A 20,308-nucleotide genomic window follows, 5' to 3' on the forward strand; every position below is an offset into this window, starting at 1 on the left:
CAGATGCCGAAAGCGAAAGCCTGAATCCCGACAATAAGGCAGGAAGCCGATGAAGATTTATCGCCCGTTATGGGAAGACGGGGCCTTTTTGGCCCCACAACAGTTCCAGCAACAGGCACAGTGGGACGCGCATGTCACCGATACCGTGGCACGAATGGGGCTGGCTCAGCCATGGGGCGTCATCGCCGCAGAGTTCGACGATGCCGGACTGGCCCTGTCCCGCCTCAATGCAACCCGCCTGGTGGTTCGCTTTCCTGATGGCACGCTGGTGAATACCGATCTGTCGGACAATCTGCCGCCGGTCTGTGACCTGTCCGCCGCAAAAAGTCAGGATGCTGTGGAGGTGGTACTGGCCCTGCCGTTACTGAGCGCCAACGGCGGCAATCTTGACGATAGTCGTGACAGTGAACGTCCGCGGCGCTGGAAAGCTGAGCGGGTAGAGGTGCAGGAGCTGGCCGGGAGCGAGAGCAGCGAGCTGGCTGTTCTCCGCTATGCTATGACGCTTCGCCTCTCTTCACAGGAAAATACCGCCTGGCTAACCTGCCCGGTAACGCGCCTCGTTCGCAATGGCCAGGGGCAGTGGAGCCGCGATCTCACCTTCATTCCGCCTTTGCTGTCTCTGTCCGCGAGCCAGCAGTTGACCGCCGGACTGGGGGACATGCTGAAACGGCTTCAGGCACGGCGTCAGCGCCTGATGGCGATGCGGCGTGAAAGCAACGAACGAATGGCGGATTTTGCTGTAGCGGATGTTTCCCTGTTCTGGCTGCTGAATGCGCTGAACGGCGCTGAACCGGTACTGGCGGAGCTCCTGCAGACGCCCACCCGCCATCCCGAGTTGCTTTACCGGGAGCTGGCCCGTCTGGCTGGCAGCCTGCTGACTTTCTCACTGGAGCAGAATGCTGGCGACATTCCTCCTTACCGACATGACGCCCCGGAGCAGGTATTCCCGCCATTATTGACGCTGCTTGATAAGCTGCTCGAAGCCAGCCTGCCGTCCCGGGTGATCGCTATCCAGCTGGAGAGTGACGATCAGATCTGGAAAGGATCGCTGCACGATGCGCGCCTGCGTGAAGGCGCGGATTTCTACCTCTCCGTACGTTCCTCAATGCCGAACCATGAACTGCAGATGAAATTTCCGCAGCTTTGTAAGGCGGGCAGTTTTGATGATGTCTCTGAGGTGGTCAACGTAGCCCTGAGCGGCATGGTGATTAAACCGCTGAGCCATGTCCCGGCGGCTATCCCGCTACGCCTTGAAAACCTCTATTTTGCGCTGGACCTGAGCAGTGCGGCGGCCCAGTCGATGTTGGAAACCGGTAGCTGTACCTTCTACACCCCACGGTCGCTGGGGGAGGTAAAACTGGAACTTTATGCGGTGCTACGTACATGAATACCTCCGATCTTAGCCAGATAGAACGCATTTTCTACCCCGGATGGCTGATGGTCAGCCAGCTGCGTGGCGGACAGGAAGTCCGGGAGGGTAACACCCTCTATCGTCAGGCCTGTCGTCTGGTGGAAAGTGCCCGTATCGCGTTGACCGAGGCCGGTTACAGCGACACCCACCGGGATCACATGGTCTATGCCCTCTGCGCCCTGCTGGATGAAAGCGTACTCAACCGCGGCGCGTCCGATGATGGTTATCTGACCTGGCGTCGGGACCCGCTGCAGGCACACTTTTTTGGCACCCTGAATGCCGGTGAAGAGTTATGGCAGCGCATCCGTACCATATTGAAAGAAACGGCGCCGGACACCGCCGTGCTGACCTGCTTTTATCGTACGGTACAGCTGGGCTTCGTCGGGCAGTACCGCGCCGGGGATGACGAGCGCCGGGAGGATGTGGTTCGCAAACTGGGCGAGCGTGTACCTCCTTTCACTCTCGTACAGGATGCGCCGATCGTCGCCAGACCTTCACCACTGCGCAGCGGCCGTCGCCTGTACTGGCTCTCCTGGATTGTCGGCGTAGCGGTGCTGGCCGCACTCTGGTTTTTCCTCTCCTCTTCGCTCACCGAAATGGTGAACCAGACAATCAGGCTGGGGTAAGCGATGCGTGATGTTTACCGGGTCCTGCTGAGCGCGCTGACGGGTTTTCTTGCCCTGTGGTTGATACTGGGATTCTGGCCGCTTTCTGTTGGCAGTCGGGTGGCACTCAGTCTGCTGGTGATTCTGATCTGCGGGGTAACGTTGTGGCGACAGTGGGGTACATCGCGTACCCGTCACGATGCTGTCCGGGAAATCACCGATGACAGTTTGCCGCCGGAAGATTTTCAGGGCGCGTTCATTCTTACCTGCGGGGACAGCGCGGCCCTTTTTACGGCTGGCACTCAACACCGTGAAACCCGACAGGGCTGGTATCTCCAGGTAAAAGATGCCGAGCAGCTTCCTTTGCTGGCGCAGCACCTGAGTATCGTGCGTCCGGCGCTGGTCTCACAGATTTCCGTGTTGTTAACGATCCTGCCTGAGCGTCATTACTCCACGGATGATTTCACTCAGGAACTGCGGGGCTGGCAGCGTGCCGTGGCGCAGTGCCGCCCCTGGTTCAACGGCTTGCCGCCGATATGGACCGTGACCTGGGTTTCACCGCCGGGGGCCTGTGCCGGTGAAAATCCCGTCTGGTTTACCGTCGTCAATAACCGGGCTGGTATACAGGTTCACCAACCCGGGCAGGGAAATCTGCCGCTCGCTGACTGGATTAACGAAAGCGGCGCCAGCGGGCGTTTTACCCGCCTGAGTCAGGCACTGTGGCTCGACAGCCTGCTGAGTTGGCAGGGAAATGCGGTAGACAGCCTGCTGACGGAACGGCAGGGAGAACTCGCTGCGTTAAGACCCTGCGCGCAGGGCTTTTGCATGGTACCGCTTAGTGGATGGGCTGACAGTCTTTGGCAACAGCATATCTCCGGCATTACGGCACTGTCGCCGGACAGGGTTGATCCGCCAGATGCGCTTCCTCTGCCGGAACTGCTGCTTTCAGGCCTGCCGCATTGCAGGGGGATCAGCCGACGGATGGCGTTCTGGCGTTATGCAGGCTTACTGGCCGCCATCTTCCTCGTACTGGCGATGCTGGCGTCTTTTATCCATAACCAGCGTCTTATCCGCAGCGTGGCCGATCATCTGACGCTTTACCATCGCCTCAGTGGTGAACCTCCGTTACCGAAAGTGCAGGCGCAGCAGCATCTGCGCGCTGACGGTCGTCTGCTTGATGACTGGCAGCGCCGTGGCGAACCGCTGCGTTATCGCATGGGCCTGTACCAGGGGCTGCGTCTGCTGGGCCCCGTTGAAGCGGCTGTCAGCGACTGGGCTCCGCCTGCGCCGCCGACGCCGGTTATCCAACAAATCGTGCAGGGCCCCAGCACTGTTCATCTCGACAGCCTGTCGCTGTTCGATTCGGGCCAGTCTGAGCTGAAACCCGGCTCGACCAGAGTGCTGGTCAATTCTCTGGTCGGTATCAGGGCCAGACCGGGTTGGCTGATCGTGGTGTCGGGTCATACCGATAACACCGGCAGAGCGCAACTGAATCAGACGCTGTCCCAGCAACGCGCCGGATCGGTGCGTAACTGGATGCGTGATACCGGCGATGTGCCGGAAAGCTGTTTTGCCGTACAGGGCTATGGCGCTGGCCGCCCTGTGGCAACCAACAACACCCCGGAAGGGCGAGCGCTTAACCGTCGTGTTGAAATCAGTCTGGTACCGCAGGCCGATGCCTGTCAGTTACCCGATACAAAAGCAGCGTCACCGGATGTAAGTGACGCATTAACTCAATAAATGGAGAAGTAAATCATGGCAATTCCTGTTTATCTTTGGCTGAAAGACGACGGCGGCGCAGACATTAAAGGGTCCGTGGATGTTAAGGATCGTGAAGGTAGCATCGAAGTGGTAGCACAGGAACACAACCTGTACATCCCAACCGACAACAATACCGGCAAGCTGACCGGTACCCGTATCCACACGCCGTTTGAGTTCACCAAGGAAATCGACTCTTCCAGTCCGTATCTGTACAAAGCGGTGACTACCGGTCAGACGCTGAAATCCGCCGAGTTCAAATGGTACAAAATCAACGACGCGGGGCAGGAAGTGGAATATTTCAACACCCGGCTGGAAAACGTGAAAGTGGTGAAGGTGAACCCGCTGATGCATGACGTCAAAAATCCGGCTTATGAGAGGCACAATCATCTGGAGCGGCTCGAACTGCGTTACGAAAAAATCACCTGGACTTACAAAGACGGCAACATCATCCACTCCGACTCCTGGAACGAACGCGCTACGGCGTAATTTATTGAGCGGGCAGATTTTCTGTCCGCTTTTTTTGGCTGAGTGTCTGCATGGCGGGCACTCAGCCAAAAAACGTAGTTAAACACAATGTGAAAACCTGACCTTATGCGCTTTGGTAAACAGTGATGGGCGGTAGCGTCTCTGGCTGTTAATCGCGGAAATAGAAAAGAGAGTATGAAATGGAAAATTCAGCGGTGCTGTTACGTCGTCTTAATCCCTATTGCGCCCGTGCGCTGGAGAGTGCCGCCAGTCTTTGCCAGACCCGCGCCCACGCTGAAATTACACCTGAGCACTGGTTGCTCAAACTGCTGGAGCAGGGTGAAGGTGACCTGACGGTTCTGGCGCGGCGTTATGAGTGGGACATGGATTCCCTGTGGCAGAGTTTACTGGACTGCCTGGAGAAACTGCCGCGCTCGTTACGCAGCCGCCCGCAGTTGTCAAAGGCTACTGACGCTCTGCTGAAGCAGGCATGGATGTCTGCCTCTCTCGAAGGCAGCGGGCAAATCCGCAGCGTTCATCTGCTGGCGGCGATGATTGAAATGCCAGAATTGCTGCGCTGTGATGGCTTGTGGCCATTGCTGATCTCCGGCCAGAGCCAGCTTGAGCGTCTGCGCCCGCTGCTGGATGCGCAGTCTGACGAACGTTCTGAGGTCCAACAGCAGGAGGAACTGGCGCATATCGGCGGCGGCAACGTGGAGTTTTTCGGTCGGCCGGTTGATGCAGAAATCAAAGAGGGCGAACTCTCCCCGGCGCTGCAAAACGCACTGGATAAATTTACGCTCGACGTTACGGCAAAAGCGAAGGAGGGCAAAATCGACCCGGTATTCGGGCGCGATAGCGAAATCCGCCAGATGGTGGATATTCTCTCCCGCCGCCGTAAAAATAACCCGATTCTGGTCGGGGAGCCTGGCGTGGGCAAAACCGCGCTGGTGGAGGGGCTGGCGTTGCGCATTGCCGAAGGGAATGTCCCGGAGAGTCTCAAACCGGTTAGCCTGCGGGCCCTGGATCTGGGGCTGTTACAGGCCGGGGCTGGCGTGAAGGGAGAGTTTGAACAGCGATTAAAAAACGTAATTGACGCGGTGCAACAGTCGCCGAACCCAGTGCTGCTGTTTATCGATGAGGCTCACACCATCATCGGCGCCGGCAACCAGGCCGGTGGCGCGGATGCGGCCAACCTGCTGAAACCGGCGCTGGCTCGTGGCGAACTGCGCACCATCGCCGCCACCACCTGGAGCGAGTACAAGCAGTATTTTGAACGTGACGCCGCGCTGGAACGCCGTTTCCAGATGGTGAAAGTGGACGAGCCGGATGATGATACCGCCTGCCTGATGCTCAGGGGGCTGAAATCCCGTTATGCAGAACATCACGGCGTACATATCACCGATGATGCGGTACGTGCAGCCGTTACCCTTTCGCGTCGCTATCTGACCGGACGTCAGCTGCCGGACAAAGCGGTCGATCTACTTGATACCGCGAGCGCCCGCGTGCGCATGAGCCTCGATACCGTGCCGGAAGCGCTGACCCGGTATCGCACGCTGCTTACTGCTCTCGATATCGAAAAACAGGCGTTACTGGAGGACGCCGCGTTCGGCAACAAGACAAACGATCGGCGTCTGACGGCGATTGAACAGCAGCAGATCGCCCTGGTAGTGGAACTTGATGAGCTGGAAAGCCAGTATGGCCGCGAGCTGAGCCTGACAGAGCAGCTGCTGGAAGTGCGTCAGGATATCAACCGTCAGACCGACATTTCCAATCTCCACAATCAGCTATTCGCACTGCGGGGCAATACGCCGCTACTGTCGCAGGATGTTGATTTTCGCACCGTGGCCAATGTGATTGCCGACTGGACCGGCGTGCCGCTCTCTTCATTAATAAAAGATGAGCAGAGCGAACTGCTGAGTCTGGAAAATCAGCTGGAAAAACGCGTGGTCGGCCAGCCTGCTTCGCTCAATGCCATCGCGCAGCGTCTTCGCGCTGCCAAAACCGGCCTTACTTCCGAGAACGGTCCACAGGGCGTGTTCCTGCTGACTGGCCCAAGCGGCGTGGGTAAAACCGAAACTGCGCTGGCGCTTGCCGATGTGCTGTACGGCGGTGAAAAATCCCTTATCACGATCAACCTGTCTGAATATCAGGAACCGCACACCGTCTCCCAGTTAAAAGGCTCGCCGCCTGGCTACGTGGGTTACGGGCAGGGCGGTGTTCTCACCGAGGCGGTACGCCAACGCCCGTACAGCATTATTCTGCTGGACGAAGTGGAAAAGGCCCATCGCGACGTGATGAACCTGTTCTATCAGGTGTTTGACCGCGGCTTTATGCGTGATGGTGAGGGCCGTGAAATCGATTTCCGCAACACCGTCATTCTGATGACGTCCAACCTTGGCAGCGATCGGCTGATGCAGTGGCTGGATGAACAGCCAGAGGCCAGTGAGGCCGATTTGCAGGAGCTGCTGCGTCCAGTCCTGCGCGATCACTTCCAGCCTGCGCTGCTGGCCCGTTTCCAGACCGTGATTTATCGGCCGCTGGCAGAAGCGGCGATGCGCACCATCGTGGAAATGAAACTTGCGCAGGTGAGTAAACGCCTTAACCGCCATTACGGCCTGACCACCCGCATTGCGGAACCTCTGTACGATGCGCTGACCGCCGCCTGCCTGCTGCCGGATACCGGCGCGCGTAATGTCGACAGCCTGCTCAACCAGCAGATCCTGCCGGTGCTGAGTCAGCAACTTTTGCAGCGCAAAGCCAGGCAGCACCCCACCGCCGCTCTGATGCTGGGCTGGAATGAGGAAGAAGGCATCATGCTGGAATTTGGCGGCCCGAGGGCGATTGACTAAAGGATTACCATTGTGGACAGTGCGAAAGAAATGGCCAGAGACATGCTGGAAGCCATTAATGTCGAGAGTACTGGATTGCTGAAGGCAGTGGCGAAGGGATTTATTTCATTCCCGGTTAGCCTCGGCTATCTGGGATATGACTTTATGGATACTGAGCATCGACGGGAGAACCTGGAGGATAAACACCGTCTGGCCCGACTGGTTAAGAATGGTGCTTTTAATCGCGGTGCTATTGAACAGGTTATTAGTGTATCGCTCAATAATTTTGTCGCTCTTGTCAATTCAGAAAGGACGGCGCCCGTAGTGAAAAATATTTCTGGCGCGTTAGTCGGTAAGATGATCTTTACTGAATTTACAGGTTTTAAACTTGGCGAAACCCTAACCTCCCGAGGCGTATCTGCTTTTTTCGCCGGAAGTTCGGTTGGGCTACTGCTCTCCTTAGGGGCTGAAACATCCAGAGCTATTTATACATCCAGATACCTCAAAGGCAGAAACCCGGTATTGCATTATAAGCTGATGATATTGGGGGATCTGGATCTGCTCTATTTCCTTGTTGAAGATATTGTGAAACCTTTTGAACTGGCCTGTGATGTTGGTGACAGAAATCCCGCAGAATTTGATAAAATTTGTGAGTTTTTTTTCGGTGGCATATGAAAATAAAAATAATTTTCCTGATAATGATATCCAGACTTGTTCGCGGGATTGGGATGGGGTTAGGAGCTTCAGCTATCGCGTTTATTATTTGGTTCCTTTTTTTCTCTGTCGATGAGTATAAATACTTCTGGGCCTTTCTGGCGATATTGCAATTCTTTGTTGGCTATCTGATGTATCGCTTCGCATATTCATACATTTATGATGAGTGATATCGAGTAAGTCTGGCGTATCTTCTTTACGTCTTCATTGGAAGATAGCATTATCGGCTTTATTGCAGGGCGGGGCATTTTGCTAATCGCTATTGGTTTTTATGTATCGCTTTGCATTTCCATATGTCGGGAAAATGGAATGATTACAATTGAGGTGCAGAATGAGTATGAAAAAAATTTTTCCTTTTAATTATTTCTCAACTTGTAGCTGGAACAGGAATGACGCTAGGTCTTATTAGTACGGTTTACTCTGTTTGTAAATTATTTTTCCCGAGCAAGCCTTATGATTTTTTTTGGGGATGCATAGGTGTTTTAGGGTTCTTTGTTGGTTATGGCCTTTATAAGTTCGCTCTGACATATATATACAATGAGCAGGATCATTATCATTAGCCAGAAATATTAATGAAAACTAGAGTTGTCTTGCTTTATATTATTACTTATGGAAAAGGAAATTATAAACATGGAAAAGATATTTGAGATGACGGGAACCACGCTTAATCGCTACAGTCTCAACATGCCTTCCTGTCCTTATCCGCTGGATGTGGAGAGTTTTGAAGGCCTGGAGCAGATGAGTGTTCTCTACCATTACACTATCCGCTTCACCAGCCCTCACCCGGATCTCACCGCTGAAATGATGCTGAGTAAACCTGTCACCTTGAGTATGGAGAGGGGGGAACTCTTCAACCGGCTGCCGGGGAAAGTCGTACACGGAGTAGTAACGAGTTTCCGACGCCTTAACGGTTCCCGCGACCAGGTCCAGTACGAAATTATTATCGAACCTTTCCTCGCATTGCTGAACAAGCAGTTTCGATCGCACCGCTTTTTTGTTAACAAATCGGTGCCCGAGGTGGTAGCGCAGATCCTTGATGAGCACAGCCTTAAAGACTGGGAATATGAATTCGCCCTGAAAGCGGAATACCCGAAACGCGAGCAGATTAACCAGTATCAGGAAAGTGACCTGGACTTTATTGAGCGTCTGCTGGCGGAAGTGGGGATTTTCTACTTTTTTACCCTACAGCCGGATACGCAAACGGAAGTCGTGCATTTTGCTGACCGGCAGAGTGCCTGGCAGTTTGGTAAAACGCTCCCGCTGAGCAGCCCCTCCGGCACCAATGATAACGGTGTTGAATCCGTCTGGAATGTGACCGTCCACCACAATGTGGTGGAAAGCTCGGTGACGGCCAGCGATTACAACCATCGTGAAGCGCAAAAGGTCCTGACGTCCGCTGCGGCGGATATGACCCGTGGCGAGGGTGACGGCGTGACCTACGGTGAAGTGTACCACTATCGTCCGCGTCATCTGGAAAGCGGCGACAAGATTGACCCGGCGGCGGAGACTGGAAACTTCTGGGCGCGCCTGGAGCACGAACGCTATCTTTCCAGCCAGACGACGATAACCGGCAGCAGTACCGACGTGACCCTGAGCCCGGCACAGGTGCTGACCATCACTGAACTGGCGATACCGGCAACGCTACCCGAGATCGTCGGGAACGGGCTGGTTATTTTACGTACCGGCTACAGCGCCAGCCGCAAGAATGCGCTACGGGTTACGTGGTCTGCGATGCCCTATAGCGAAATCCGCTGCTGGCGTCCGCCAGCCAAACCGCGACCGGTGGTCAGCGGCACCCTGACGGCGCGGGTCACCAGCGCCAAAGATAACGATATCTATGCCTGGCAGGATGAATCGGGCCTGTACCGGGTGAAATTTGATGCTGACCGGGATAATAAAAGCCAGGGGCGGGAGAGTATGCCGGTACGGCTGGCTAAACCCTATGGTGGTGATAAATACGGTTTTCACTTCCCGCTGATCCAGGGCACCGAGGTAGCGATTGCCTTCCACGAAGGCGACCCGGACAGGCCGTACATTGCCCACGCCCTGCATGACTCCCGTCACGTTGACCACGTCACTGAGAAGAACAGCACGCGCAACGTCATGCGAACCGCCGGTCTGAATAAGCTGCGAATGGAAGATAAGCGCGGTGAGGAGCATATCAAGCTCAGCACCGAGTATGGCGGTAAAACGCAGCTGAATTTAGGGCATAACGTCAACAGCGCTCGTGAACTTCGCGGTGAAGGGGCCGAACTGCGTACTGATGACTGGGTGAGCATTCGCGGTGGGAAAGGCGTGTTTATCAGTGCTGATGGTCAACCCCAGGCGCAGGGACAGATGCTGGCGATGGATGAAGCCCTTTGCCAGCTTCAGCAAGCGCAGCGTTTAACTGAGTCATTGTATAGCGCAGCTGAGACAGCAAAAGCAGAATTGGCGGATTTGCAAACGCAAAAGATACTACTCAGTGATGCGCTCACCGCACTTAATCAGTCCGCGTTGATATTCACAGCCCCTGCAGGTATTGCGCAAACGACGGCTAAAAGTTTGCAACTGTCTGCGGGGGAAAACCTCATGTCAACCAGTGGTAAAAATACTGACTTTAGCGTGCTTAAAGCCTTTACGGTAGCCGCGGGAGAGGTTGTCAGCCTGTTTGCGCAAAAAATGGGAATGAAGTTTTTCGCGGCGAAGGGCAAAGTGGATATTCAGGCACAGGGAGATGAGATGTCGCTGGAAGCGCTAAAAGATGTGCGTATCAGTAGCAGCGAAGGGAAGGTAATCATCCGCGCCGAGCAGGATATTTTACTGGTGGGTAGCGGCGGTGCTTATTTACGGATAGGTAATGGCGAGGTAGAGAGCGGAGCCCCGGATAAGGTAATACAGCGGGCAGCAGTATGGCAGAAATTTAACGGACAAAGCGCTAGCGAGATGGCACAGAAGTGGGATAAAGCTGAATACGGCCTAACCCCAGAGGTACTTTGGCCTTTTGATAATGCACCAGCGGTAGGGCTGCAGGTAGAAGCTTTTAGCGTTGAGGGGAAAAACCAGTTGCTAACCACCGTAGCAGGTGAAACGGCCCTGCATAAGAGTCCAAATGCTGATGTTGTTAATTTTATTGTGCATAACAAGGAATAGTGCATGAGTAAACAAAATCCCAATATTCTCCCTCCCATCTATACCGATGGCCCTCAGCCACATTATCAGGCAGTAACTGCCTCTATTGAAGAAAATGCCAGAGCCCTTATCTATAAAATGCCAGACCGGGTTATACCCGTTATTTTTCTACCGGGTGTGATGGGAAGTAATCTGAGATCGGATGATAAAAAAGCGCCTGTCTGGACGGTTAACGATAAGGCGTCGATGCTAAATTGGGCTTTTAAAGGGCCAGATAAAAGAAAGAAACTGCTCAATCCATTGAATACAGAGGTTGATCCCGGAGGGGAGGTTGTTGCAGAAAGTGCCCATGAACGTGTCATGTTTAAGTCACGAGCTTCCCGTGGCTGGGGAGAAGTGGCAGCAATGAGTTACGGCACCTTTTTGCCCTGGCTGCAGGATGCACTGAACGATCATCAGTCGCTGATAAGTCATCGCACTTCGGGTAACGGTAAACAAACGCTCAGGGAAAAATTAATAGCTGGCATTACTAACAGCGCTGTTAAGGAGTTGACGCTGGCAGCTGATGAGGTTTCGCTGAGCTATAAGTATCTGTTTCCGGTACATGCGGTGGGCTACAACTGGCTGCAGTCGAACGAGGATTCCGCAGTGAGACTGAATGAGCAGGTTGAAAAGATAGTCCTTGATTACAAGACTGCCGGTTTCAGTTGCGAAAAAGTCATTCTGGTAACTCACTCCATGGGCGGCCTGGTAGCCCGCTATTATTCAGAAAAATTGGGCGGGAGAGACCGAATATTGGGGATTGTTCACGGCGTAATGCCGGTTCTGGGGGCACCTATTGCTTATAAACGCATGAAAACGGGTGAGGCTGGTACGATCGGTAAGGTGATTGGGGCAAACGGTGCGGAGATGACTGCAGTAATGACTCAGTCGCCGGGGCCTCTGCAGTTGTTGCCGGGTAAGCGTTATGGCAGTGGCTGGCTGCAAATTGAGGGTATGCAGCAGGCGCTGCCAAAAGAAGCCGATCCCTATACCGATATTTATCTTGAGCGTTCGGCCTGGTGGGGGTTGTGTGAAGAGCGGTTTATTAATCCGGACAATAAAATAATGGATAAAATACAATTGGACAAGGACTGGAAAGATTATGATTTTCTAGTGCAAAGCAAAGCAAAGCAAAGCAAAGCAAAGCAAAGTTAAGCCTGTTATTGAAGAATTACACGGCCATTATCATTCCTGCACATATGTATTTTATGGAAATAACGAAAAAAAATGTCTTTCCTATGCCACTCTGCGTTGGAAAGATACTAGCTATAAAAGTTTTCGGGGGCCAGAAAGTCAGCCAGCGACTGAGAAAGGGGGCATTTTTTATCCACCGCAGCGTTACAACCAGACAGTCAGAATTGCCGGTTTTGTTCCTCCTGATGGAGAAACCATTTTAAAAGAGTTTACCCTCTCGCCACCGCAGGATGCGGGAGATGGAACGGTACCGGTGCGTGCAGCAGTCATTAACTCCCCCTATGTCCAGACTCAAACCGAATTACGCGTCGACCATGAAGGGGCTTATAAAGAACTCGATGACGGGAGTATAGATTCCCGCTGGTTCACCCTGTGGTCAATTATAAAAATCACACAAAAAATTAAAAAAACAGAGCTGGCATATGCTGAGTAAATATAAACCGCTAATGCTGGTAGTGCTGTTAATTATTGTTATTATAACCGGCTGGTATTTTACCCGTTCTTATCCGCCACAGAGTAAACTATCATCAGTAGAGGAAATACATGTGAAAGCCCTATTAAAAGAGATGAAGACCCACTGTGTTGGTCGTTATCTGGTTGACCTGCCTACCTCTTTTACGCTATCGACGGGGGCTGAACCGCTGGATAAAAACCAGTGGATTGCCAATGTCAAGTGGCCAGAACGGTCTTATAATACCTATATTACCAGCAAACGCATGTACTATCCGGCTTTTGAACAGATGCTTAAACGGCGTGAAAAAGAGCTGTCGAAAACACGAACTGACAATCCGGCCAACATGCCGTTTCTAAAAAAAATTTGGCCGCTGCCGGCGGGAATGAATGGCGTTATTTTTGAAAGGAATCTGGGTATCAGTGCGGATGACGCGATAAGGACGTTAGAGGCCTATATTTATTCTGAAGGTGTGGCAATGAAAATTCAAAAAGAAAGCATTAACGATCTGGCTCCTCGATATAAAAAGGATCGTGAAAGACGAGGAAGTGAAACAAATTATATTCCTGGTGATCTTGATAAACTCAGCAATTTGCTCTCTCGTTTAAGAGGGCGGGAGGAGGATGAAATCCCTCGTGGGGCAGGGAGCTGTATCGCTAATGCATTTATCGCGGCGCAGACATCATGGCGCGAAGAGGAAGATATCGCATTCGTATTTTCCAGTGAAAACCTGCTAGGGATTAACTTTGTTATCGATACTGATAATTCCACTCGGGAGGAAATTAGTTTACTGGATAGGGCTGATGAAATAACTAAAATATTGTCCGAGGTTGATGCGAAAATTATCAGGAAAGGTCGTCGTGAAATAAATAACATGAAGGCGGAAGAAATGCTGGCGTCAGGGCCTAAGTGGGGCAGTGTCAACCCGGTTTATATATTTAATCTTTTTATTAATGAAACGCAGGGTAGTAACAAGACTCCTTACTTTAACGCAATTTTAACAAATGAAGGGAATTCAGATATCCCTTTCACAGGCTACAATCAGGATGAATTGATGGCTATGTGGGATACCATCACCCAAACTGTACGGATGCGGCCGGGAACACTCTGATAGTAGATTTTTTGTAGTACAGTATATTATTTTCAGAAAATAATTTTTTGCTGCTGTCGAAATTGTCTGTGGAAGGGGTTTTATTTTAATTGTAAGTTTATGGGTTTTTTATAAATTATAATCGTTGTTCCTGGAGTGACGTCTACCTAAATACTTTACTAATTAACTATTTTTTAAACTTCTTAATTAAAAAGGTAAACATTATGTCAGCACTGGCTTGTCTGGGAGATGCCACTACGCATGGTGGTAAAATTATTTCTGCCACCTCTACTATATTTATTAATGGCATCCAGGTGGCACTGGTTGGCGACCTGGTGTCTTGCCCTGAACACGGCACCAATCGAATTGTTGAGGGGGACCCTACAGCCTATGAGAATGGTGTGTCCGTTGTGGTTGATCGTTGTTTATGTGAATGTGGTTGCAGAGTTATCAGTTCCCAAACTGACAGCGCTATCGAGTCCTGATTATGCTATGGCCTATTCCAAAAATTCCCGCAAAGGCGGTAATGTCTAAGCCGGACTATAAGCGCTGGATAATAATTTTGCTGATTATGTCTCAGGTAGGAACATTGCTTGCGCTTTTTCTGGGGAAAGTGACAAGTTACGATCAAGCTTTGCTGTATGGTATGTTGCCAGCAATATTACTCTGGTTGTTATTTTTTGGTCTGGCATTTTCTCGCTATGAGCACTCTGTTAATGCGGCTCTGCTATGGAATGAAGAAACAGAGATAACCAAACGTCACTGGCAGCGCTGGAGCAGAAAACAACAGATTGTGGTGAGTAATGTCGTACTGAGCCCAGAGGAGAATGGCATAGGGGCATTGCTCGGAAACCTTGCAGATATCCCTGCATATCCTGCAAAAGCAAGACCTCTTTTTATTGATTTACCGGGACTGATTAATCGATTGGAATTTATTGACCAAGAAACAGAAAAGCAATGTCCTGGCTATCGTCATTATCTCAGTGAAATTTTTATTCAGTTTTCAGGGAAATATCAAAAAGAAATGATAGGTCAGGAAGTTTATAAACAATGGGACCTGTATCCGAAATATTCGGATAAAGTAGAATTATTTTGTGCTAATGATGAAAATGAACTGAGTGGTTTGGTCCTGCTGATTTTTTTGCAGGGCTGGGACAGCAGGCATACAGAAAAGTACAGCGAATTTATCACCGCGCAATTAATCGCTTCTGACCATTTCGTTAGCCAATATACTCTCCCCATCATCTCCGCAGTAGGGAGATGTCTTTCTTCTGACTCATTGTTCGGGGCATTGGATATGTTATCTGAATATAATCGATTGAAGAGTGAGTCGATTCGTTATGTCTGGGTCTCGGGTATGGATGATGAACGGGAGAAGTTAGTAAAGCACCTTCTGGAAAAGTCTTGGGCTTTGCCTGACAAACGTCCTCTGATTTCCCTGGACCACTCATTCGGTCCGCCCGGTCCGCTAATGTTTCCGCTGTCGGTTTCCCTTTTGGTTGACGCAGCAAAGAACACTGGGGAAGTTCAATTACTTATTCTTCGAAACGAGGAAAGCAGGTATTTACTTTGTCTTATTGTCCGGGAGCTTTTTTTATGACAACGGATATGTCATCGCAAAAATTCCGCCTTGGTATTACTGGATATGTCATTGTCATTATGTCTCTGGCAGGAATATGTGCTTTCCTGATATGTATGTTTCAGAATGAACTTGTTTCCAGGAATATAACAAAGCAGACGGCGTGGACTGTCTGGGGATGTTCTTTTTCTTTTTTTCTGGTTCTGATAGTTATTGTTTTTTTTCTGCAACGGAATAAATATAAAAAAGAGCAGAGTTCATACCGTCCGGAAAGTATTCTGTGTAATTGTGATGGAAAACCATTAAAGACACTCTCTTCTGTCAGGCATTTTCCCTCCGTCGCCGAGATCCATGCAGCGATGCGCAATCTCTATGGCCGGGGCTGGTCACGCAAAGTCCGCATTCTGCTTATTACTGGCAGTTCCAGTGACGTTGAGCAGCTCACGCCTGGCCTGACCTCGCAATACTGGCAGGAAGACCGGGGAACGCTGCTGCTATGGGGCGGTGACCTGAATAGTCAGCCGGACATGCAGTGGTTAACCGCACTACGCAAGCTTCGGTATCGTCCGGCAGACGGGATGGTATGGGTGACCACGGCGTTTGACCGGTTCTCCACAGCGGATCTGTCGCCGCCGCCGTCAGTGCCTGACGACAGCACCATGGATAGCTTTGCCCATGCCATCAGCGCCTGCAATGAGGTGCTGGGCTGGCAGTTACCGCTGTACGTCTGGTCTTTGCATCCGCGTGCGGGGGCGCAAAATGGCCGTATTATTCAGGCCACAGGGTGTCTGTTGCCTGCTGGTTGCCCGCCTGGCGCGCTGGCTGACCAGCTGCGGGAGCTTTCTCCGACGTTACTCTCACAGGGTATCCAGCAAATCAGCGGTGAGTCGCAGTTCGCCTTTCTGCTGATGCTGGCTGACCAGCTAATTAATCAACCTGAAAGCATAGCCGCGCCGCTGGCGGTCCTGCTCAACCCCTATCGTCCATTACCGCTGGCGGGGGTGGTCTTTAGTCAGCCCTCTTACGGTGCTGAACGCAGCGTGAAACATCACTGGGGAATGGATAAGCGCTGGGAGGTCTTGCCGGAGTCCATACGTTCGCTACCGTCCGCGCTGCGTCCGCGAAAACCGGGTATCAACTGGCGGCAGGGGATAGCTTTCACCCTGAGCCTGCTGATGGTGTTATGGGGGAACTGGCTGCTGGTCTCCTTTGTCAGTAATCGCAACCTGATTGTCGGTGCCCAGCAGCAGGCGGCGCTGGCTGCAGAGCAACATCAGCCGCTGGCAGAGCGTTTACACGCGCTTCTGGCGTTACAGAAAACGCTGGCGCGCCTACAGTACCGTGCAGAACACAGCGTGCCCTGGTACAGCCGGGCAGGACTTAATCAGAACGGTGAACTGTTAACTGCGCTCTGGCCACGCTACTGGGATAGCGCACGGCCGCTGCTGCGTGATGCCGCCGCCACCCATCTTCAGCAACAGCTCAATGCCTTCGTACAGCTGCCGCCCGGCAGCCCGCTACGCGAGCAGATGGCCAAATCCACTTACCAACGGCTAAAACTGTATCTGATGCTGGCTCGTCCAGAGCATATCGACGGGACGTGGTTCAGCACGGCGTTAGCGGATGACTGGCCGAAGCGGTCGGGCGTAAAAGAGAGCCTGTGGCAGGGGATGGCCCCGTCGCTGCTGGCGTTTTATGCCACCAGTCTGGCGCTCCATCCGCAATGGAATCTGTCGGCAGATGAGAATCTGGTCAGCCAGGCACGTTCGCTATTGGTTCGCCTGATGGGGATGCGTAACAGTGAATCAACCCAGTATCAGAAGATGCTGGCGCAGGTGGTGAATCACCATGCCGATATGCGACTGGCAGAGATGACTGGCGACACTGATGCCTCACTTCTGTTCACGACGGATCGCGTGGTGCCCGGTATGTTCACCCGTCAGGCCTGGGTGCAGGCGGTACAGCCAGCTATTGAGGCCGTGATTAAAGCGCGCCGCGACGAAATTGACTGGGTGCTGAGCGACAATAAACCGCAACCCCAGCAGGAAACCTCACCAGAAGCGCTACAGCAACGGTTAACGGAACGCTACTTCGCCGACTTCAGTCGCGCCTGGCTGGATTTCCTGAACAGCCTGCGTTGGAACCGCGCGGCGACGCTGTCTGATGCTATTGATCAGCTCACCCTGATGGCCGATGTGCGTCAGTCTCCGCTGGTGGCGCTGATGAATACCCTGAATGTGCAGGGGCGGACCGGCCAGAGCGGCGAGGCGCTGTCCGATTCACTGGTGAAATCCGCTAAAAATCTGCTGGGTGGCGGAAGTAAAGATGCCATCGATCGGAGCGTCGGGGCGCAGGGGCCACTGGATGCCACCTTTGGGCCGGTACTGTCGCTGATGGAGAAAAACAGAGCGGGAAATCAAACCCAGAGCCTGCAAACTTATCTGACCCGTGTTACCCAGGTGCGTCTGCGTTTACAGCAGGTCACCAACGCCGCTGACCCGCAGGCGATGACTCAGGCGCTGGCGCAGACCGTGTTTCAGGGCAAAGCCGTGGATCTGACCGAAACCCGTGATTACGGCAGTCTGATAGCGGCTGGCCTCGGTCAGGAGTGGAGCGGATTTGGACGGACGGTGTTTGTCCATCCGATGGAGCAGGCCTGGCAGCAGGTACTGGCCCCGGCGGCGGACAGCCTCAATGCCCTGTGGCAGCAGGCGGTCGTCAGCGACTGGAACAGCGTTTTTGCTGGTCGCTATCCGTTTAACCACTCCGCCAGCGAAGCCTCTTTGCCGCTGCTGGCAAAATATCTGAATGCGGACTCGGGGCGCATCGCAGAGTTCCTGCAAACGCGTCTCAAAGGCGTGCTGCACCGTGAAGGCAGCCACTGGACGCCGGACAGCATAAATGCTCAGGGGCTGACTTTTAACCCGGCATTTCTTAGCGCCATCAACACCCTGAGCCATATCGCTGACGTGGTGTTTACCCAGGGCCATGCCGGGATGAGCTTCGAGCTGCGTCCGGGCACGGCGAGTGGGGTGATGCAGACGAATATGATTATCGACAGTCAGAAGCTCACCTACGTGAATCAGATACCGGCATGGAAGCGATTTTCCTGGCCTGGCGATACCGAATCGCCGGGCGCCAGTCTGAGCTGGATCAGCGTTCAGGCCGGCACCCGCCAGTATGCGGATATGCCGGGCTCATGGGGATGGATTCGTCTGCTGGATAAAGCCTCGGTCACTGCGTATCCGGGCGTCGGCAGCAGCTACAGCCTGCTCTGGAAGGCGCAGGACGGCCGTCATCTGAACTATACGCTGCGTACCGAAGCCGGAGAAGGCCCGCTGGCGCTGCTTAAACTGCGCAACTTCCGCCTGCCGGAGACTATTTTTAGTGTCGACCCGTCGCAGGTGCAGGCCTCTCTGGCTGCTATGGACGATGCCGCCAGACAGGAGACGTACTAATGCCATCGCTAAACTCTCTGCTCAATGCCTGCCAGGCAGAACAGGAAACACTGTTACAACAAACCCATCAACGTATTGCGCTGTGGAACAACTGGCTGCTGCCGGTGCCAGGTGCTTCAGCCGTCGGGGAAGATCCGGGTTATGACGATGACTTCCAGCAGATGCGTGAAGAGGTGAATAAGCTTTCCGGAGCAGACAGCGAGCTCGTCTGTCGGCTGGCGGAAAAACTGCTGACCAACACCGCGAAGGATATCCGCGTGGCCAGCTATTATTGTTGGGCCAAACTGCACCGTGAGGGCGAAAGCGGACTGGCTGACGGCCTGGCGCTGCTGGCGGGGCTACTTGAGCGCTATGGCGCGCAGCTCCACCCACAGCGAGCCCGCAGCCGCAAAGCGGCGCTCGAATGGTTAGCGGGTTCACGCATGGTGGACAGTCTGTCTCTCTATCCCGAAGTCGTCAGAAAAGACGCGCTGCACACCGTAGGAGCCCTGCTGGTCATAATGCAATGGGTCGACGGCGAGCCAGACGAAACGCGCCCGCAGCTCAATGGCTTGTTCAGTGCGCTGGAATACCGCCTGATGAAATCCGGCGGTGTGGATGCGGTGGTGCCGCAGAACGCCAGCGATACGCCGTCGTTCTCTTCAGCCATCAACGGTCATGCCCCCGAGCTGAGTCGCGTTACCTCCGGGCAGGAGCTGCTGGCCCAGGGACGCACGCTGACGGCTTACCTGCAGGAACAGCCTGGTGGCTGGCTGCCTGCGCATCATCTGATGAAAAGCCTGCGCCACGACACGCTTCAGGAGCTTCCTGCGATGGCAGGCGATGGTCGTACCCGTATTGAACCGCCTAAGGCTGACCAGCGGGCGCTGCTAAAACGTCTGTACCTACAGCAGAGCTGGGGAGAAATACTGGAACAGGCCGACAGTCTGTTCTCACGCGGCGCCAACCATTTGTGGCTGGATTTGCAGTGGTATATCCATCAGGGATTACTAAAATCGGGCCAGAATACCCTGGCCGATATTATCGCCGCTGACCTGAAAGGGCTGCTTACGCGCCTGCAAGGTCTTGAAACGCTGGCTTTTAACGACGGCACGCCGTTTGCGGATGAAGTGACGCTGAACTGGATACAGCAGGGCGTGATGGAGACGGCTGGCAGTTGGGGCTGCGAAATCACGACCGTAGCGGATAGCTGCGGCGATAACGATATTCTTCAGCTGGAACCGGAAGCGGTGGCACTAGCCGACAGCGAAGGCACTGACGCGGCGTTGAACTGGCTCCAGAACCGTCCGGGGATTGCCAGCGAACGCCAGAAATGGCTGCTGCGTTTGCTGATGGCACGCGTTGCGGAACAGTATGGTAAAAACGAACTGGCAATGCACCTGCTGGGTGAGCTGGATACGCAGGCTGGCGGCGTCACCCTGGATAAATGGGAGCCGGGGCTGCTGTTCGAAGTTCGCGCGCGGCGTCTGAAGTTGCTGCGGATGAAAGCCGGACGCAGCGAGGCCGACAAAGCCCGTCTCAGCCCGCTAATGGAACAGCTGCTCGCCGGACTTATCAGTCTCGATCCGGTAAGAGCGGCGGTGCTGTGTGGCTAAC

General features: G+C 53.4%; 14 protein-coding genes. All 14 read left to right on the top strand.

Annotation, left to right across the window (positions count from 1 at the left end; translation table 11 throughout):
* Window positions 1-49 precede the first annotated feature (49 nt).
* The 14 genes from tssK to tssA all read left to right on the top strand — a co-directional run bounded on the left by tssK (window position 50) and on the right by tssA (window position 20,307).
* Complete coding sequence (gene tssK / locus NG99_RS02360) at window positions 50-1,387, top strand: type VI secretion system baseplate subunit TssK (RefSeq protein WP_034888031.1); 1,338 nt, start codon at window positions 50-52, stop codon at window positions 1,385-1,387.
* Window positions 1,384-2,037, top strand: a complete 654-nt coding sequence (gene tssL / locus NG99_RS02365) for a type VI secretion system protein TssL, short form (RefSeq protein ID WP_034888033.1) — start codon at window positions 1,384-1,386, stop codon at window positions 2,035-2,037. The genes tssK and tssL overlap by 4 nt, the downstream gene beginning before the upstream one ends.
* A 3-nt stretch (window positions 2,038-2,040) precedes the next feature.
* The gene (locus tag NG99_RS02370) at window positions 2,041-3,756 is read left to right on the top strand and encodes an OmpA family protein (protein ID WP_084110359.1); all 1,716 of its coding nucleotides are present in this window, start codon (window positions 2,041-2,043) and stop codon (window positions 3,754-3,756) included.
* A 15-nt stretch (window positions 3,757-3,771) separates the two neighbouring features.
* Window positions 3,772-4,263 carry a type VI secretion system effector Hcp gene (gene hcp / locus NG99_RS02375; RefSeq protein ID WP_034888035.1) on the top strand — a complete coding sequence of 164 codons (492 nt, stop codon included), beginning with the start codon at window positions 3,772-3,774 and terminating at the stop codon, window positions 4,261-4,263.
* 179 nt (window positions 4,264-4,442) lie between these two features.
* A complete protein-coding gene (tssH, locus tag NG99_RS02380) occupies window positions 4,443-7,094 on the top strand; it encodes a type VI secretion system ATPase TssH (protein WP_034888037.1) in 2,652 nt (883 codons plus the stop codon).
* A gap of 12 nt (window positions 7,095-7,106) precedes the next feature.
* Entirely contained in the window at window positions 7,107-7,748 is a 642-nt protein-coding gene (locus tag NG99_RS02385; RefSeq protein WP_034888040.1) for a hypothetical protein, read from the top strand.
* Between the two features lie 669 nt (window positions 7,749-8,417).
* Window positions 8,418-10,919 carry a type VI secretion system Vgr family protein gene (locus NG99_RS02395; protein ID WP_034888042.1) on the top strand — a complete coding sequence of 834 codons (2,502 nt, stop codon included), beginning with the start codon at window positions 8,418-8,420 and terminating at the stop codon, window positions 10,917-10,919.
* Window positions 10,920-10,922: 3 nt separating this feature from the next.
* Window positions 10,923-12,095 carry an esterase/lipase family protein gene (locus tag NG99_RS02400; protein WP_052130519.1) on the top strand — a complete coding sequence of 391 codons (1,173 nt, stop codon included), beginning with the start codon at window positions 10,923-10,925 and terminating at the stop codon, window positions 12,093-12,095.
* A 292-nt stretch (window positions 12,096-12,387) separates the two neighbouring features.
* Window positions 12,388-12,567: a hypothetical protein gene (locus NG99_RS29840; protein ID WP_052130521.1), complete on the top strand. Its 180-nt coding sequence runs from the start codon at window positions 12,388-12,390 to the stop codon at window positions 12,565-12,567.
* On the top strand, window positions 12,557-13,696 hold the full coding sequence (locus NG99_RS02405; RefSeq protein ID WP_052130522.1) for a T6SS immunity protein Tli4 family protein: 1,140 nt from the start codon (window positions 12,557-12,559) through the stop codon (window positions 13,694-13,696). Before NG99_RS29840 ends, NG99_RS02405 begins: the two co-directional genes overlap by 11 nt.
* 203 nt (window positions 13,697-13,899) lie before the next feature.
* Window positions 13,900-14,160, top strand: a complete 261-nt coding sequence (locus NG99_RS27875) for a PAAR domain-containing protein (protein WP_072017510.1) — start codon at window positions 13,900-13,902, stop codon at window positions 14,158-14,160.
* 41 nt (window positions 14,161-14,201) lie between these two features.
* Window positions 14,202-15,275, top strand: coding sequence for a hypothetical protein (locus NG99_RS02410; protein WP_052130523.1), 1,074 nt, complete (start codon window positions 14,202-14,204; stop codon window positions 15,273-15,275).
* 8 nt (window positions 15,276-15,283) lie between these two features.
* Window positions 15,284-18,712 carry an ImcF-related family protein gene (locus NG99_RS02415; RefSeq protein WP_084110368.1) on the top strand — a complete coding sequence of 1,143 codons (3,429 nt, stop codon included), beginning with the start codon at window positions 15,284-15,286 and terminating at the stop codon, window positions 18,710-18,712.
* Complete coding sequence (tssA, locus tag NG99_RS02420) at window positions 18,712-20,307, top strand: type VI secretion system protein TssA (protein ID WP_034888050.1); 1,596 nt, start codon at window positions 18,712-18,714, stop codon at window positions 20,305-20,307. The genes NG99_RS02415 and tssA overlap by 1 nt, the downstream gene beginning before the upstream one ends.
* The last annotated feature ends 1 nt before the right edge of the window (window position 20,308 follow it).

This window comes from Erwinia typographi (assembly GCF_000773975.1).
GTDB lineage: Bacteria > Pseudomonadota > Gammaproteobacteria > Enterobacterales > Enterobacteriaceae > Erwinia > Erwinia typographi.

What these genes read in the sequence shown, in the direction of transcription:
- tssL (WP_034888033.1), top strand. Translation starts at nt 1,384, where the DNA reads ATGAATACCTCCGATCTTAGCCAGATAGAACGCATTTTCTACCCCGGA.
- NG99_RS02410 (WP_052130523.1), top strand. Translation starts at nt 14,202, where the DNA reads ATGTCTAAGCCGGACTATAAGCGCTGGATAATAATTTTGCTGATTATG.
- NG99_RS27875 (WP_072017510.1), top strand. Translation starts at nt 13,900, where the DNA reads ATGTCAGCACTGGCTTGTCTGGGAGATGCCACTACGCATGGTGGTAAA.
- NG99_RS02400 (WP_052130519.1), top strand. Translation starts at nt 10,923, where the DNA reads ATGAGTAAACAAAATCCCAATATTCTCCCTCCCATCTATACCGATGGC.
- NG99_RS02415 (WP_084110368.1), top strand. Translation starts at nt 15,284, where the DNA reads ATGTCATCGCAAAAATTCCGCCTTGGTATTACTGGATATGTCATTGTC.
- hcp (WP_034888035.1), top strand. Translation starts at nt 3,772, where the DNA reads ATGGCAATTCCTGTTTATCTTTGGCTGAAAGACGACGGCGGCGCAGAC.
- tssK (WP_034888031.1), top strand. Translation starts at nt 50, where the DNA reads ATGAAGATTTATCGCCCGTTATGGGAAGACGGGGCCTTTTTGGCCCCA.
- NG99_RS02405 (WP_052130522.1), top strand. Translation starts at nt 12,557, where the DNA reads ATGCTGAGTAAATATAAACCGCTAATGCTGGTAGTGCTGTTAATTATT.
- tssH (WP_034888037.1), top strand. Translation starts at nt 4,443, where the DNA reads ATGGAAAATTCAGCGGTGCTGTTACGTCGTCTTAATCCCTATTGCGCC.
- tssA (WP_034888050.1), top strand. Translation starts at nt 18,712, where the DNA reads ATGCCATCGCTAAACTCTCTGCTCAATGCCTGCCAGGCAGAACAGGAA.
- NG99_RS02395 (WP_034888042.1), top strand. Translation starts at nt 8,418, where the DNA reads ATGGAAAAGATATTTGAGATGACGGGAACCACGCTTAATCGCTACAGT.
- NG99_RS02370 (WP_084110359.1), top strand. Translation starts at nt 2,041, where the DNA reads ATGCGTGATGTTTACCGGGTCCTGCTGAGCGCGCTGACGGGTTTTCTT.